Genomic DNA, 15,669 nt, shown 5'->3' with positions numbered 1-15,669 from the left:
ACGAATAAAGACGATATGCAATTAATCAGCCACAGTCGTAATAATTAGTTTTCTCATTCTTTTCCAAAAAACATAAGACTTCATCAAACCAATCGTCACAATCCTCACTATAGCAAATAAGATGTTTGCCGCATTCTGAAGTAACCATGCACTTCTCTTCCGAACCCAATCGGTCGTACAAATATTGTGCTGATGTGAATGGGACAATTCCATCCTTTTTCCCTTGCACAATACATACTGGTACTGTGATTGACTCATAATAAGGCTCGACCATTTTTACGATTCGCAAAAACTCAATTGCTGCTCGAATAGGCGTATGAGTTAATTTGTATTCGTATAAATGATAAAACGTATTGGTTGAAAGCTTCCCGCTCACGGCATCCGCTACAATATCCTTCACGTCTGCTAATAGTTGTCCACCACTAATGTATTTTGCAGCTGCACTGAGTAGAACGAGGCGATTGATTTTGTAACGCATGGCCAAATATAGCGCAATCAATCCACCCATCGAGAAACCGACAACAACCACTCGGTCCACTTCCTTTTGCAACAACCTAAGGGCTTGTTCAGCTTCCATCATCCAGTTTTCGGCCGTCAGCTCTGTTAATGATAGTGTAGGACCATGACCAGGCAATGTAGGGACTTTAACAATCCAATCCGTTTTCTCTTCAATATATTGCACAAAAGGCTCGATTTCATACGGACCTCCCGTAAATCCATGAATGCATAATACTCCTGTTTTCACTTTTTTCAGTCCCCTTTTGAAATCCAACGATGTCTTATTCAATACTGTTGGGTTACCCAGTTCGACACTTTTCAAACGCTTCATTTGAAGTAATGCCCATACAAAAAGGAAACTCCCATTAAGCAGAGTTTCCTTTTGATTATCCTATTAATTAATGCACTGGTTACATTGCGCTTTGCCACATGAACGAACTAAGTTTTAATTAATAACATGTTCAAGCGCCATTCCGCGTGACCCTTTTACTAAAATAATGGAATTTCCAGAAGTATGATTCTCTAACACATTACGAATTGGTTCATAATCTGATTCAGACCAAATCAAACGCGATGCTTCAAAAGCATTTTGTAACTTTTCATATAACCACTTCATACGCGGACCATATAAGCAGACTCCTGCAAAATCTTCAGGTTTGATTTGTTCGGCCAATTCTTCATGATACGCCTGTTCATCAGAACCGAGCTCCAGCATATCCCCAAGGACAAGCCACTTTTCAGGACGTATCGATGTTTCTCTGATAAACGTGATAGCGGCGCTCATGGAAGTCGGTGCTGCGTTATACGCATCGTTGATAAATAATGAACCGTTTTTAGCAGGAATAACTTGCATCCGCATATCTGTTAGAGAAACGTTTTTCAAAGAATCTAGGATTTCTTCATTTGTTAAGCCCGCTTCTTTGGCAATCAATATTGCGACCAATGCATTTTTCACTTGATGCTTACCTAAAACCGGAATCATAAAGTGTGAGTCAATTAATCCAGCCACATCAAATTCACTGCCGTTTTCAGTCGCTTGAATTGATTGTGCAGAAATGTCATTCATCGTATCCGTCCCAAATGATACCGTTCTAATAGAAGAAGATCCTTTTTCACCATTGAATTTATTAATGAATGGCTTCAGTAATGGTTCGTCTCCATCATAAAATAAGCACCCTTCTTCTTGTAGCCCGGAAACAATTTCAAACTTCGCCTTCGCAATTCCTTCACGAGAGCCTAAATCTTGCATATGTGCTTCACCAATATTGGTAATGGCAACATGATGTGGTCGCGCCAAATTGGATAAAAACTCAATTTCACCATAACCACTCATACCCATTTCAAGAATAGCGAATTCAGTCTCTTCATCCAGAGATAGAATAGTGATGGGCAATCCCAGGTTATTATTGAAATTCCCAGCCGTCTTCTGCACGCGGAAATAAGGAGAAAGTACACCAGCTACCAAATCTTTTGTGGATGTTTTTCCATTCGATCCCGTAATCCCAATAAATGTGGCAGGATGGTCTTTACGATAAGCCCGTGCCATTTCCTGTAACGCTTTTTCACTGTCTTCCACAAAAAGCAAAGGCAGGTTTAGCGGTGGATTTGGTTCATCTTTCTGCCAAAGAGCTGCTGAAGCACCTTTTTCAAATGCTTGGGTCACATATTGATGACCATTTACTTTTTCACCTTTAAACGGAATGAATAGATCTCCCGGTTGAATGGTTTTTGTATTAATCGATACGCCACTGACCGTGACATCCGAAATTTCCTGGTCATTAATATTTAACCACTCAGCAACTGTTCGTAATGATTTTTTCAAAATAATTCACACTCAATCCATTGTATAGTGTAGTTGTTGTTTTTCTGCGTGTCTTTCGATTGCAAGTTCGATTAACTGATCTATTAGTTCAGAGTAATTCACACCTGTGTGTTGCCATAATAAAGGGAACATGCTGAACGGCGTGAAACCTGGTAGCGTGTTCACTTCATTAATAAGAACTTCATCTTCATCCGTTACAAAGAAGTCAGCTCGTACAAGTCCTGCGCAATCCAATACTTTAAAAGCTTTGATTGCGTTATCTTGCATCGTCTGCTCCACTTCTTCTGTTACTTCGGCAGGAATAATCATTGCCGTATTGCCATCTTTATATTTTGCTTGATAATCATAGAATTCTTTTAATGGTTTAATTTCACCTGGCACGGAACATTTCGGCGTGTCGTTACCAAGTACACCCATTTCAACTTCACGAGCTTTTATGCCCTGTTCCACGATAATTTTACGGTCATACTTCAAAGCCATTTCTACAGCTTCAATTAATTCCTCACGAGTTGACGCTTTGCTGATACCTACACTTGAACCCAAGTTCGCAGGTTTAACGAATACAGGCCATTCAAGATCCTTTTCCATTTTTCCGATTAAAATTTCCTGGTCTTTTTGCCATTCTTTACGAATGAAATGAACGAATGGTACTTGTTTCAATCCAGCAATCGCAAAGAGCTGCTTCATAACCACTTTATCCATTCCTGCTGAAGAAGCTAGAACTCCATTGCCGACGTACGGGAGATTCATTACTTCAAGTAATCCCTGTACTGTTCCATCTTCGCCATTCGGTCCATGTAAAAGCGGGAAAATCACGTCTAGCGCAGCTTCCTCTTTTTCCTGATGGGAAGGTAAAAAACTTGAAATGTTATTCGGTAATGCTTGATTAGAACCATTGTTGAATTGTAATTGTTCGATTGTATCAACAGGTGCCATTAACTGCTCACCCTTACGCCATTCACCTTCATGCGTAATGTATATTGGGAACACATCGTATTCATTGAAATTTAAAGCTTTTGTGACCGCACGTGCAGTCGATAAAGAAACTTCATGTTCAGCGGATTTTCCACCATATAATAAACCTATTCTTTTTTTCATTTAAATACCTCCATGTATTGGATACAGTTATTTTAACATGAACCATGTTTACCCACGTACACTAATCAAAAAACAATCCCTTGCACTCATCTTTGCAAGGGATTGTGGTTAGAAACGGATGGTTTCGTCCGGATTATGTTTCATGACTGCAGTTAATTCGTCCCATATTTCATCGGGGAAGACCGATTCTGGCAATGAACGGATTTCTAAATCATATGTTGCTTTTGACTTTTCGAGTTTGAATAATGAAAGCAGGACGCCTTCTTTCATCAAAGGTTTATGTGCAATAAATTGTTCCAAAGTCAGCTCAGGATACCCTTCTTTTTGCTTTCTACGCCAAAAAGGAGCACCTCTCTCTTTGTCACGAACTACTTGATTTAGTATATTAACGACCAAATGAATTGAATCATTTAGTTCTCGAAAATAAATTTTCGTCATACTTTCTTCTTCATTGGACAAATAGACAAAACGATTTTGGAGTTGATAATAAAATGGTGAACGAATCGGTTCTTTTTTATGGCCGATATATAAAAGTTCTGCTTGTTCCTGAGGCGTCAACATATTGAGTCTGCGCTCATCCGCAAAATCAATCCATCTCAAATCAGTTGGCTTGTCCATATACTCTTTTGTAAACGACATGACCTCTTCATCCGGTACGAATTCCAGTTGGGTATGAATGTTAAATGAACTGTCTTCGTATTCATGCTTAAGTAACAATAAATGTTGCAATGGCCCGGCGTTTTGGACAAATTGTTGCATTGTAAGACCGCTGAAGATCACGAATTGATCTGCCTCGTTCATATGTATATAAATATGGTGAAGATAATCTTCTGTATCACGTACCTTTTTCACCATTATCATCACTCCATTCCTCCTTTCATTATAATCTCCCTTTGTGAAGAAGGAAACATTTTAAGATGTTCTTCGTCAGTACTTACTGCACAAGCATTTGTATGTGATTTACGTTATAATTGATAAGTTATAACTTTAAATTAGAAATTTAGGTGACAACTATGGAAAATAACAAAGGATTTGCCGACCGTTTTGACTGGACGCTGGCTTTTATATTATTACTGCTATTCATTGTAAGCTTATTTGCAATTTCATCTGCACAAACATCGGGTCAATACCCGATTAACTTTATCCCAAGACAAGCATTTTGGTACATTGTAGGAGCGACGATAATAGGATTCACTATGTTTTTTGAACCCGAGCAATATAAAAAGATGGCATGGGTTCTGTATGGTACTGGTATTGTCATTTTGATTGCTTTAGTTCTAGCTCCAGGTGGCGAAGGTCAAATCGCCGAAATGCGCGGAGGAGCGAAAAGTTGGTTCCATTTACCGGGCATCGGTAGCATTCAGCCGTCTGAATTTATGAAAACGTTCTTTATATTGACGATGGCACGCATGATCAGTAAGCATCATGAAATAAATGTAGTGAAAACGATGAAAACAGATCTTCTACTACTAGGGAAAATCGTATTGACCGCACTCGTTCCATTACTTTTCATCATGCAACAGCCTGACCTTGGTACTTCTCTAGTCTTTCTTGCCATCACCGCAGCAATGGTTATCGTCGGTGGTGTTACATGGAAATTGATTGTCCCGATATTTGCGGGAACCGCTTTACTCGGAGGTTCTTTGCTCTGGATGGCTGTTTTCATGCAAGATTTTCTTTCGGATAAATTCGGCTTTAAGCCTTATCAGTTTGGTCGTGTTTATTCATGGCTTGATCCGTATTCTTACGCCACATCCGAAGGCTATAACTTGATTAATGCCATGACGGCTATTGGTTCCGGGGAAATTACGGGAAAAGGTTTTCAAGGTCGCGAAGTTTACGTGCCTGAAAATCATACTGACTTTATTTTCACGGTAATCGGTGAAGAGTACGGATTCATTGGCGCCAGTATTGTTGTCAGTCTGTTCTTCTTACTCATTTACCATTTGACCAAAATCACTTTGCAATTAAAAGATCCATTTAGTACGTATGTATGTGCCGGGATTATTGCCATGATTACGTTCCACGTCTTCCAAAATATCGGGATGACGATTCAGCTATTGCCAATAACGGGGATTCCGCTACCTTTCATCAGTTACGGTGGTAGTTCGTTAATGGGGAATATGCTGGCACTTGGACTGGTTTTCAGTATGAAATTCCATCATCGCACGTATATGTTTGGTTCTTCCGAGGATGAATAATGAAAAGGATTACGCAGTTATTGCGTAATCCTTTTTTGTATATTTGGGTGGATTGTGTGTTTGGAGCAACTTTCGGGAATTTGGAGCAACTTTCACTGGTTTTGGAGCAACTTTTCAAATTTGGGATCAACTTTCACGATTTGGGAGCAATTCACCAATTCCTTTCTAATCTCAGCAAAAAATACGCATAAAAAAACACCTACTCTATAGTAGGTGTTTTGAATGTATGGTCTAAGTTGTCGATTCAGCCTTGAGATTGTGGAGTCTGAGTTGGTGCTGCGAGTGCTTTTAACATTTCGAGACGAGATTTGGTCAGCGTTACAGTGACACCCAATTTTGACAGGTTCGAAACGATTGTTCGCAAATCAACTTCTTTCGTCATCCAATCCACCTCTATCTTTCCTCTAGTTTAGGAACGCCTGCATTGACTAAAAGTTTCAAGAAAATTGCCTTAAAATTTGATTTTTTTATTTAATACACTTATCATACCACGTTTACCCACTTTTAAATCTTTCAATTTTGTTACATATTTTAGTCCTTTGTAAATCATACTAACCATTATTAAAAGGAGGCGTTCTTGTGAAAATTAAAGATATAATGTCACGCGATATTGTGACATGTACACCTACCGATTTAATATCGGAAATTGCACAAAGCATGCGTGCTTTGGATATCGGATGTATGCCGGTAGTTGAAGGTTCACGTGTAATCGGGATGATTACTGACCGCGATATCGTTACCCGGTCTGTTGCAAAAAATGGGAAACGTCATGTTAAAGATGTCATGTCGGATGAAGTGATTTCCGTAGGTCCTGAATCCACATCTCAGGAAGCGGCTGAAATCATGGCACAACACCGAATCCGACGACTGCCAGTCATTAAAAATGATCAACTTGTTGGCTTCGTAGCAATAGCAGACTTATCTGTACCTAGTGAAACAGCACACGAAGCTTCTCAAGCTCTTCATGAAATTTCGGAGCCAAGACATCTTTAAACGACACCCCAAACTTTTTCCAAGTTTGGGGATTTTTAATTCCCTTTCCTTTACATACCCCCCAACCGTACTTTATACTAAAGAAAATCTGGAGGTGAAAAACCATGACCACTTATACAACAGATGCTTCACCACTTGAAGAACCTCTAGAACCAACGACTTGTCGAAAAAGTCATCATCCAGATTCCATAAAAAAAGATTTAACCACCCGGCTAAACCGTATTGAAGGACAAATACGAGGTATTAAAGGCATGGTTGATAAAGACGTGTATTGTGATGATATTATTACCCAATTATCAGCAACTCAGTCAGCCTTGAACAGTGTTGCAAAAGTTCTTCTGGACGGTCATTTAAAAGGCTGTGTGAAAGAACGACTGGCTGCTGGAGAAGATGATGTGCTAGATGAGTTATTGACAACGGTTCAAAAACTAATGCGTAAATAACAAGGAGGAATATCAATGGTAGATCACGTTACTTTAAAAGTAGAAGGAATGTCATGCGGACATTGTGTTAAAGCAATCGAAAGCAGTGTTACAGAAATTTCTGGTGTTGATAACGTACAAGTACATTTAGAAAATGGCACTGTAGATGTTGAATTTAACAAAGATGTAGTTGAAGTTGAGCAGATTACAAACACGATTGAAGAGCAAGGCTATACAATCACTAAATAGAAATTAATGAAGACTGCGAGATTCGCAGTTTTTTTTTCAATCATTAACATACCCCATAACGGTATGCAGAAGGAGGTTTCAGTATGACTGATACTCAACAAGATATATCGATTACTGGCATGACTTGTGCCGCCTGTGCCAATCGTGTTGAAAAAGGGCTTCAGAAAATGGAAGGTGTTTCTTCCGCAACCGTCAATTTTGCAACTGAAAAAGCACATATCACATACGATTCAAAATTGCTTCAATCGAATCAACTAGCTGACAAAGTCCGTTCACTTGGTTATGACGTAATCAACGAGCAGGTCGACCTCAGAATTCAGGGAATGACATGTGCAGCCTGTTCAACCCGTATTGAAAAGGGATTGAATCGCCTGCCTGGAGTTAACGAAGCAGCCATTAATTTAGCGCTTGAAACTGGAAAAATCACGTTTAATCCAAATCAAACCAACCCTCAAGACATTGTGAAGAAAATTCAAGACTTAGGGTATGATGCAACATTTAAAGATGATGAAAAATCCGAAGCCATTGATTACAAGAAAGCAGACATTCAAAAGAAAACCCGTTTGTTCTGGATTTCAGCCATTTTGTCTCTTCCCCTTTTATGGACAATGTTAGGGCATTTTTCATTTACTTCAGCATTGTATGTACCAGACATTTTAATGAATCCTTTTGTTCAATGGGCATTAGCAACACCTGTTCAATTCTGGATTGGCTGGATATTTTATAAAGGTACATACTTCGCTCTTCGCAATAAGAGTGCCAATATGGATGTTTTAGTTGCCCTTGGTACTTCTGCAGCTTACTTTTACAGTGTTTATCTCGTATTTGAGAGCTTGCAACATGGGGAATCTCATATGCTCGGATTGTACTTTGAAACAAGTGCGGTACTGATTACACTCATTTTACTTGGGAAAGTATTTGAAGCGCGTGCAAAAGGGCATTCTTCGGATGCCATAAAGAAATTAATGAACCTTCAACCGGCTATGGCATTAATTGAAGAAAATGGCCAAACACGGGAAATCGCGATTGAATCTGTTCAAAAAGGCGATATTTTATTAATTAAGCCAGGCGCATCCATTCCTGTTGACGGTGTCGTGCTATCCGGCGCGTCTGCTGTGGATGAATCCATGTTGACCGGTGAAAGCTTGCCGGTTGAAAAATCACCAAATGATGAAGTGTTCGCTGCAACAATTAATGCGAATGGAGCCCTGCGCATTACAGCTGCAAAAATCGGGAAAGAAACCGTTCTTTCTTCTATTATCCGTGTTGTTGAAGAAGCCCAGGGATCGAAAGCTCCGATACAAAGATTGGCGGACCGGATTTCCGGTATTTTTGTACCGATCGTTGTAGGTCTTGCTTTGCTGACATTCGCAGTTTGGTATTTTATCGTGGACGTCGGTAACTTTGCCGCCGCTTTGGAAAGTACGATTGCCGTACTGGTCATCGCCTGCCCTTGTGCGCTTGGATTGGCAACTCCCACTTCGATTATGGCGGGTTCCGGTCGCTCTGCCGAACTCGGTATATTATTCAAGACGGCTGAAGCGATGGAAAACACAAAGTCTATCAATACGATTGTGTTCGATAAAACCGGAACCATAACCAAAGGGAAACCGGCAGTAACGGAGTTTATTGTTGCGGATCACCAGGATCGACATACACTCATCCTATTAGCTGCTGCTGCAGAAAGTAATTCCGAACATCCGGTTGCACATGCGATTACCTCTTTCGGCGAGGAAATGAAGGTTGCATTGCATAAGAGTTCTTCCTTTAATGCTATTCCCGGGCATGGCATTGAAAGTACAGTTGATTCCAAAGTACTTGTCATTGGGACCCGCAAACTTTTACATGACCGGAATATCCAGCTAGATACAGGTCTGGAACAAGCTTCTTCACTGGAACAAGAAGGCAAAACGGTCATGTTCATGGCGGTTGATGGTGTGCATGTCGCTACGATAGCCATTGCCGATCAAGTAAAAGATACATCAAAAGAAGCGATTCACAAGTTACAACAAATGGGCATTCACGTCGTGATGTTAACGGGTGATCAGGAAACTACCGCACAGGCGATTGCCAAACAAGTTGGAATTGAGCACGTTGTTGCAGGTGTATTTCCGACGAGAAAGGCGGAAGTCATTACTTCTCTACAAAAAGAAGGTCGCAAAGTTGCCATGGTAGGCGACGGCATAAATGATGCCCCCGCTCTTGCGGTTGCTGATATCGGAATTGCCATGGGCACGGGAACGGCAGTCGCAATGGAAGCAGCAGACGTCACATTAATGCATGGCGATTTACTGCGTGTGCCTGACACATTGCATATGAGTCAATTAACAGTCCGAAACATCAAACAAAATTTATTCTGGGCATTAGCTTACAACTCCATCGGAATACCAATCGCTGCATCGGGCTTATTGGCACCATGGGTTGCAGGAGCAGCCATGGCGTTCAGTTCCGTTTCTGTTGTATTGAATGCCCTACGTCTACAGCGTGCCAAGTTATAATCTCTCCCGCAGATGATATCTGCGGGTTTTTTATTTAAAGGCTCTGTTAAACAATATTGTTGATTTCCGTTCCGGGCGGAGGCTTTCCACTTTTCTTTTAGCCCCTTGTTGTTTGAAGGATGATTTGCGAGTAAAATGGACTATACGTATTGAGTTTAGAAAGCGGGTTCTTTTGAAATGAAGAAAGCCATTTTGTTATTGATGTCTGTGCAATTTTTTGTTTATTTAGGTTTTGGAATCATCATTCCAATTTTACCTGAAGTAATATTGGAACAAGGTTACAGTGAAGTTCACGTTGGTGGTTTATTGACGATTTATGCATTAGCTTCTTTCTTTACAGCTCCTCTTTGGGGTTCACTTTCGGATCGAACTGGAAGAAAAAAATTAATCCTGATTGGCCTATTCGGTTTCAGTATGAGTTTTTTGATTTTCGCTCTGTTTATTGAGCAACTTCCGATGCTGTATGTATCACGAATCGTCGGCGGAATCTTCTCCGGTGCATTGTATACGGCGGTTACGGGATTTGTTGCGGATATGACGACTGAAGAAGAACGCAATAAATATATGGGTTTGCTTGGCATGTCAATTGGACTTGGTTTCATTTTCGGTCCGGCAATCGGCGGGGTACTTGGCGGCATTACGCTACAGCTTCCGTTTTTTGCTTCCGCTTTATTAATTCTTGCTTTGATGGTGTATGCAGGTCTGATTTTAAAAGAACCAACGTCCAGAGGTGAAGCAAGAAAAAGAGCCATTGTGCCAAAAGGCGCGAACAAGCTTTGGGAGAATCGCATTCGCTATCTGTTCCTGTTTTCATTTATGGTGACTTTCCTGCTTGCCGGTCTTGAAGCAACATTCCAGTTATTCCAGATCAATAAAATATCCATTACTCCTTTGCAATTAGGCTATTTATTCATGGCGAGTGGTTTAGTGGATGCAGTTATACAAGGTGGAGTCGTTCGCCGAGTGAAAAACGGTCAGGAAACAAAATGGATCATGGCTGCCCAGGTAGTGACGGCTATCGGATTAGTATTATTGCTGTTTACAGGTAGTCTGCTGTGGGCTGGTTTTGCACTCAGTGTCTTTACAGCTGGAAACGCCCTCGCTCGAACGGTGTTAGTTTCTCTGACGACTAAAGAGTCCGGCGGGATGTACGGTACAGCAGCTGGCATGACGTATTCTATGGATAATATGGGGCGTATCATTGGTCCTCTACTCTTTACATGGATTTTTACCGTTCAACCAGATCACGTTTATGTTCTATCAGCTATCCTTGCCCTGGTATCCATCACATTAATACTCTTGTTCCGCAACTCCAATAAGTCATTGAAAAATGAAAATCCAGCCTCCTCATAAATGAGGGGCTGGATTTCTTTATTGGGTCGATACTGCTTTTATCGGCTCAGGAACAATCTTTTCCTCAAGTTCAGGATGTGCCTGTTTCATGACAGATGGACGGAGCATGTATAAAACGGCCGCCAACATAATGGCACTTGAAGCCAACAATACATATTGTGCAGGTACGATATCGAACAGGAAACCGAAAAGGACCATTGCGAGTGGCATCAATGACATCGCCATTGTTTCTAGCAGCCCGAATACCCGCCCTCTATATTCTTCCGCAATTTGTTTTTGCATCATGACGCCAATTGGTGTGTTAACAAAAATCATCGCCACTCCGAATGAGAACATGAGAATGAAATAGAAACTGACAATGCCATAATAGGAAAGGGTTACAAGCAAAGGCAGAGTGGCGGCAGCCATCAGAAGTCCCATGATTAGAATTCCTCTTTTGGAAACAACAAGCGGAAACTTAATGTCTTTACGGGCAGATAAGTAAATGGAAGTTACAAGCATCCCGATCGAAAGTGCTCCTTCTGTTATCCCGAAATGAGCAGACTGGACCTTCAGTTCTTCTACGAGGATAAAAGAATAACCAACCGTAAATGCACCGAAAAAGAAATTGATTACGAGCGCAACCCATACGATTACCGAAAGTACCCGATGCTGCTTTAAGTACGTGATGCCAGCTTTCATATTTTGAAGCATCGTCTCTTTTTTCTCTTCTACAATCTCAGCCGCTTTCTTCGAGTACAGCTTGAAATCCATCGTCGATTCAAGAATGACCGCAATGATATAACTAATCATGTGAATAATTAAAAACATTTGCATCGATACCAGTCCAAACAATAGACCACCCACCGCTGGACCTCCTATTGATGCGATAGAAATGGACATTTGGTTGAAAGACATGGCTTTCTGGATGCGTGCATCATCTACTAAATTTGCAATAGAAGAACTGAATGTGACACCTGAGAATAACGACGTAATTGATAAAATAATTTCCGTAATGTAAATAGCAATTAGCGAAAGACCTACCGTTATACTGATTGTCAGCAAACCACCTACTGCCAGCACACTACATATTTGAGCAACAATGATAATGGTCTTTTTCGGATATTTATCCGCTACATAACCAGCAAACGGCGCAACAAGCACTCTTGGAAGTATGCTACAGATTAGCACTAAGGCAAAGCTAGTTGCAGAACCTGTTTGAGATAAAATATAAAAACTAATCCCAAAAGTAAAAACACTGACACCAAACGTCGAAATCAATTTACTAATTGTGAAGGTCCAAAGGTGTTGGGTTGCTTTTTTTAACTTCATGGATTCTTCCATGGTTAATACCTCTTTTCGAAAGTTTAATTTAATTAAACAAATAATAGCATGAAATCACTTCCCTTGCAACAAAAAGTTTAATATAATTAAACTAATTAGAAACGGAGAGATTGTTATGGATACACTTGGTTTACGCATTAGAAAATTACGCAAACAACAAAAGCTCACACTGGAAGCTTTGGCTGGAGATCAGCTGACAAAAGGCATGCTAAGTCTCATTGAAAACGGCAAAGCCCAGCCTTCCATGGAGAGCTTATCTTATATTGCAGGAAGACTTGGAATTGAATCGTCCGAATTGATGGAAGATGTCAGTCAGACAGAAAAAAGAAGTTTGTTGGCGCAAGTTGAAAAATTATATAAAGTGGATTACGCAGATTTACAGGATGAACACCAGCAAATCATTAACCTCGTACAGCCGGTTGTCGATAAATTATCAACTAGCTACGAATCCGCACGTATACTCGAGATTTACAGTAAATGCGGCTATCATTTAAAACGTGAAGATTGGGAGTCGTATTACAACCAGGCGATGAAACTGTATGAACAATTACATCTATACAATCAGTGGGCATCGCTGGCAATGTTTAAAGGGTTAATTAAGTTCAAAGAACATGCTTACGAAGAAGCCTTGGCGATTATTTTGAAAGAGCATGCCCGTTTTGATTCTCCTGCCATCAAACTGGATGCCGTGACCACCCTTGACTACATGTACATTGAGTCCATTTTATATTCGGCAGTTGGCAAATATGAAGAATCCCAATTAAAAATGAATGAAGCCTTATCTTACTCAAAAGAAGAACGAATTTTTTACCGCATCGACGATCTGTATCGATTGGCTGGAGCACAGGCCATTATTAACGGAAATGATGAGGACCGTGAATACTATCTCCGCAAGGTTAGACAATACGGCGAGTTCGCAGAAAATCTTTTTTCCACAGCCATAGCAGAATTGCTGGAAGCACATTACTACAATTCCTATGCGCATGAGTACGATAAAGCGCTGACCCATATCGAACGCTTTCTTGAACTTGGAAAAGAAATGTACAAGGATAAAACGGATCATGAAGGTAACAACCACTACCTACTAGAGAAAGGAAAAGCATTATTCGGACTGGGTCAAGTTAATGAAGCGCTGACGCTACTAAACCAATATAAAGTGCCTGAATATGCCCATCACCCTCTCGATTTATCAATGAGTTATGAAGTCCATGCTTACCGCGCGAAATGTTACGCCAAACTTGGCGATAAAGAAAAAGCGGTCAACGAAGCCAAGATTGGTCATGACTTGATTCTTCCTTTACCTGAAACACCCTATAAAACGTTTATTCTCCATACGTATAACGACTTGGTAAAAAGCAGTGACTCCTTGTGAGTTCACTGCTTTTCATATCGCATTGACAAGGTAATCAATTTTCGACGGAACTTTTAGTTTCCAACGAGCTCATAATTTTTTAGAACCATTAGATATGTATTTTCTTTATGGAGTCCGTTTTAATTTTGCCATTTAGATACTGTTGATGTTAAAAAATCTCATCTACAAAATATAAGACGTATCAAAGAGCTGGAAGTTCTGTCATATTAAAGAAATTTTAATTAATTTTCTTACTATTTACAAGGAAAATATTTACAAGAAAAACAGGGATACCCCCAAAAGTGTTTTACACTAATGGAGTATCCCCGTTCTTAGAGAATATTTAATTCTTAAACTGTTTGGTTATCAATTGCTTCATTGTACATGTTGCTGTCCAGTTCACCTGTAACGCGGGCAGTCGTTACACCAGAAACCATCGCCCCACTTACATTCAAAGCTGTACGCCCCATATCAATCAAAGGTTCCACAGAAATCAATAATCCCGCCAATGCAATCGGCAAATCCAAAGCGGATAATACTAGGATAGCCGCAAACGTGGCACCACCACCAACACCTGCCACTCCGAACGAGCTGACGGCTACAACTGCAATCAAAGTTAACAGGAACATTGGCTCAAGTGGATTTTGTCCTACAGTAGGCGCAATCATGACAGCAAGCATCGCAGGATAAACACCTGCACAACCATTTTGTCCGATTGTTAACCCGAATGAACCTGCGAAATTCGCGATTCCTGCAGGAACACCTAAACGTGTGGTTTGAGCATTGATTGTCAGTGGTAAAGTACCTGCACTTGATCGTGAAGTGAAAGCAAACAATAATGGTTCAGCTGCTTTTTTCACATAAGTGATCGGGTTTAATCCAGAAAGTGAAACGATTAATAAATGAATGGCAAACATAATAATCAATGCGACGTATGAAGCGATGACAAATTTACCTAGATTATAAATTGCGTCAAAATTAGATGTGGCAACAGTACGTGCCATAATGGCCAAAATGCCGTATGGAGTTAAACGCAGAATGATTTTCACAACACGCATGATCCATGCATACACTGCATCTACGGCTTTTTTAATGGCAACCGCTTGTTCCTCTTCTTTTCGAGCGAGACCTAGATAAGCGAACCCTAGGAATGCAGCAAAAATGACCACTGCAATTGTCGATGTTGGTCTTGCGCCAGTGAAATCAAGGAAAGGGTTACCTGGTAATAAGTCAACAATTTGTTGTGGCAATGTCCGATCAGCCACTTCTGTCGTACGCATTTCAAGGTATTCCCCACGCTCTGTTTCAGCGTCCCCGCTCACAATTTGTGATGCATCCAAATCGAATACGACCGCGGAAAGAATTCCGACTGCGGCAGCCACTGCTGTAGTACCAATCAATAAACTTAAAATAAGGCCCGTCATTTTGCCGAAATTCTTTCCAATTGTCAGCTTTGTAAAAGCGGAAAGAATTGAAATGAACACCAATGGCATAACAATCATTTGAAGCAATTTGACATAACCATTTCCTACTAAATTGAACCATTGAACTGAATCACTTAATATTTCCGATTCTGTTCCATACACATAGTGTAATACCAGACCGTAAACAATCCCTAAGCCAAGTCCAGTGAATACCCTTTTCGAAAATGAAATGTGCTTCCGTCCCATATAAATAAGAAGTCCGATAAGAAGTAGCAATACGGCGACATTGACCAAGATAAATAAATTATCCAACATGATCCCCCCTGCTCATAATAAAATCACCAGTTTCCAAAAGCTTCACGGAGTCGAGAAATATTCAATGAACTGTCCGATTTTTCACTCCCTTCTTTCTTATGTTACTTTAAGCTATACTTAAA

Annotated in this window: 14 protein-coding genes; 7 read left to right on the top strand and 7 right to left on the bottom strand. The window is 40.4% G+C overall.

Annotated elements, in window-relative coordinates:
* Window positions 1-25: 25 nt before the first annotated feature.
* The 4 genes from ACQKEV_RS15275 to ACQKEV_RS15260 form a co-directional block, all read right to left on the bottom strand.
* Complete coding sequence (locus tag ACQKEV_RS15275; protein WP_427447411.1) at window positions 26-745, bottom strand: alpha/beta hydrolase; 720 nt, start codon at window positions 743-745, stop codon at window positions 26-28.
* Between the two features lie 198 nt (window positions 746-943).
* Window positions 944-2,320, bottom strand: coding sequence for a UDP-N-acetylmuramoyl-tripeptide--D-alanyl-D-alanine ligase (locus ACQKEV_RS15270; RefSeq protein WP_427447129.1), 1,377 nt, complete (start codon window positions 2,318-2,320; stop codon window positions 944-946).
* Window positions 2,321-2,332: 12 nt separating this feature from the next.
* The gene (locus ACQKEV_RS15265) at window positions 2,333-3,418 is read right to left on the bottom strand and encodes a D-alanine--D-alanine ligase (protein WP_427447132.1); all 1,086 of its coding nucleotides are present in this window, start codon (window positions 3,416-3,418) and stop codon (window positions 2,333-2,335) included.
* Between the two features lie 108 nt (window positions 3,419-3,526).
* Complete coding sequence (locus tag ACQKEV_RS15260; protein ID WP_427447133.1) at window positions 3,527-4,279, bottom strand: hypothetical protein; 753 nt, start codon at window positions 4,277-4,279, stop codon at window positions 3,527-3,529.
* Window positions 4,280-4,431: 152 nt separating this feature from the next.
* On the opposite strand from ACQKEV_RS15260, the gene ACQKEV_RS15255 reads away from it, so the two are divergent.
* The gene (locus ACQKEV_RS15255; protein ID WP_427447135.1) at window positions 4,432-5,619 is read left to right on the top strand and encodes an FtsW/RodA/SpoVE family cell cycle protein; all 1,188 of its coding nucleotides are present in this window, start codon (window positions 4,432-4,434) and stop codon (window positions 5,617-5,619) included.
* A 244-nt stretch (window positions 5,620-5,863) separates the two neighbouring features.
* Here ACQKEV_RS15255 and ACQKEV_RS15250 read toward each other — a convergent pair whose 3' ends face one another.
* The gene (locus ACQKEV_RS15250; RefSeq protein WP_269925812.1) at window positions 5,864-6,001 is read right to left on the bottom strand and encodes an Lmo0850 family protein; all 138 of its coding nucleotides are present in this window, start codon (window positions 5,999-6,001) and stop codon (window positions 5,864-5,866) included.
* Window positions 6,002-6,198: 197 nt separating this feature from the next.
* Between ACQKEV_RS15250 and ACQKEV_RS15245 the strand changes: the two genes are divergently transcribed.
* The 5 genes from ACQKEV_RS15245 (at window position 6,199) to ACQKEV_RS15225 (ending at window position 11,134) form a co-directional block, all read left to right on the top strand.
* Window positions 6,199-6,612: a CBS domain-containing protein gene (locus ACQKEV_RS15245; protein WP_427447138.1), complete on the top strand. Its 414-nt coding sequence runs from the start codon at window positions 6,199-6,201 to the stop codon at window positions 6,610-6,612.
* A gap of 104 nt (window positions 6,613-6,716) precedes the next feature.
* Window positions 6,717-7,055, top strand: coding sequence for a metal-sensitive transcriptional regulator (locus tag ACQKEV_RS15240; protein WP_427447140.1), 339 nt, complete (start codon window positions 6,717-6,719; stop codon window positions 7,053-7,055).
* Between the two features lie 15 nt (window positions 7,056-7,070).
* Complete coding sequence (gene copZ / locus ACQKEV_RS15235) at window positions 7,071-7,283, top strand: copper chaperone CopZ (RefSeq protein WP_427447142.1); 213 nt, start codon at window positions 7,071-7,073, stop codon at window positions 7,281-7,283.
* 83 nt (window positions 7,284-7,366) lie between these two features.
* Entirely contained in the window at window positions 7,367-9,781 is a 2,415-nt protein-coding gene (locus tag ACQKEV_RS15230) for a heavy metal translocating P-type ATPase (protein WP_427447144.1), read from the top strand.
* A gap of 177 nt (window positions 9,782-9,958) precedes the next feature.
* Window positions 9,959-11,134, top strand: a complete 1,176-nt coding sequence (locus ACQKEV_RS15225; protein ID WP_427447146.1) for an MFS transporter — start codon at window positions 9,959-9,961, stop codon at window positions 11,132-11,134.
* 18 nt (window positions 11,135-11,152) lie between these two features.
* Here the strand turns inward: ACQKEV_RS15225 and ACQKEV_RS15220 are convergent, their stop codons facing one another.
* Window positions 11,153-12,457, bottom strand: coding sequence for an MFS transporter (locus ACQKEV_RS15220; protein ID WP_427447147.1), 1,305 nt, complete (start codon window positions 12,455-12,457; stop codon window positions 11,153-11,155).
* A gap of 115 nt (window positions 12,458-12,572) precedes the next feature.
* Between ACQKEV_RS15220 and ACQKEV_RS15215 the strand changes: the two genes are divergently transcribed.
* Window positions 12,573-13,829, top strand: coding sequence for a helix-turn-helix domain-containing protein (locus ACQKEV_RS15215; RefSeq protein ID WP_427447149.1), 1,257 nt, complete (start codon window positions 12,573-12,575; stop codon window positions 13,827-13,829).
* Window positions 13,830-14,158: 329 nt separating this feature from the next.
* Here the strand turns inward: ACQKEV_RS15215 and ACQKEV_RS15210 are convergent, their stop codons facing one another.
* The gene (locus ACQKEV_RS15210) at window positions 14,159-15,547 is read right to left on the bottom strand and encodes an L-cystine transporter (protein WP_427447151.1); all 1,389 of its coding nucleotides are present in this window, start codon (window positions 15,545-15,547) and stop codon (window positions 14,159-14,161) included.
* Between the last annotated feature and the right edge of the window lie 122 nt (window positions 15,548-15,669).

This window comes from Paenisporosarcina sp. NPDC076907 (genome assembly GCF_050269735.1).
Classification (GTDB): domain Bacteria; phylum Bacillota; class Bacilli; order Bacillales_A; family Planococcaceae; genus Paenisporosarcina.
Note: the sequence above shows the minus strand (reverse complement) of the source record. Positions and strands in the feature narration are given on the sequence as shown.

Excerpts from the sequence above, each read along its gene's own strand:
- ACQKEV_RS15265 (WP_427447132.1), bottom strand. The coding sequence starts at position 3,418 with ATGAAAAAAAGAATAGGTTTATTATATGGTGGAAAATCCGCTGAACAT.
- ACQKEV_RS15260 (WP_427447133.1), bottom strand. The coding sequence starts at position 4,279 with ATGATAATGGTGAAAAAGGTACGTGATACAGAAGATTATCTTCACCAT.
- ACQKEV_RS15255 (WP_427447135.1), top strand. The coding sequence starts at position 4,432 with ATGGAAAATAACAAAGGATTTGCCGACCGTTTTGACTGGACGCTGGCT.
- ACQKEV_RS15250 (WP_269925812.1), bottom strand. The coding sequence starts at position 6,001 with ATGACGAAAGAAGTTGATTTGCGAACAATCGTTTCGAACCTGTCAAAA.
- ACQKEV_RS15240 (WP_427447140.1), top strand. The coding sequence starts at position 6,717 with ATGACCACTTATACAACAGATGCTTCACCACTTGAAGAACCTCTAGAA.
- copZ (WP_427447142.1), top strand. The coding sequence starts at position 7,071 with ATGGTAGATCACGTTACTTTAAAAGTAGAAGGAATGTCATGCGGACAT.
- ACQKEV_RS15230 (WP_427447144.1), top strand. The coding sequence starts at position 7,367 with ATGACTGATACTCAACAAGATATATCGATTACTGGCATGACTTGTGCC.
- ACQKEV_RS15225 (WP_427447146.1), top strand. The coding sequence starts at position 9,959 with ATGAAGAAAGCCATTTTGTTATTGATGTCTGTGCAATTTTTTGTTTAT.
- ACQKEV_RS15220 (WP_427447147.1), bottom strand. The coding sequence starts at position 12,457 with ATGGAAGAATCCATGAAGTTAAAAAAAGCAACCCAACACCTTTGGACC.
- ACQKEV_RS15215 (WP_427447149.1), top strand. The coding sequence starts at position 12,573 with ATGGATACACTTGGTTTACGCATTAGAAAATTACGCAAACAACAAAAG.
- ACQKEV_RS15210 (WP_427447151.1), bottom strand. The coding sequence starts at position 15,547 with ATGTTGGATAATTTATTTATCTTGGTCAATGTCGCCGTATTGCTACTT.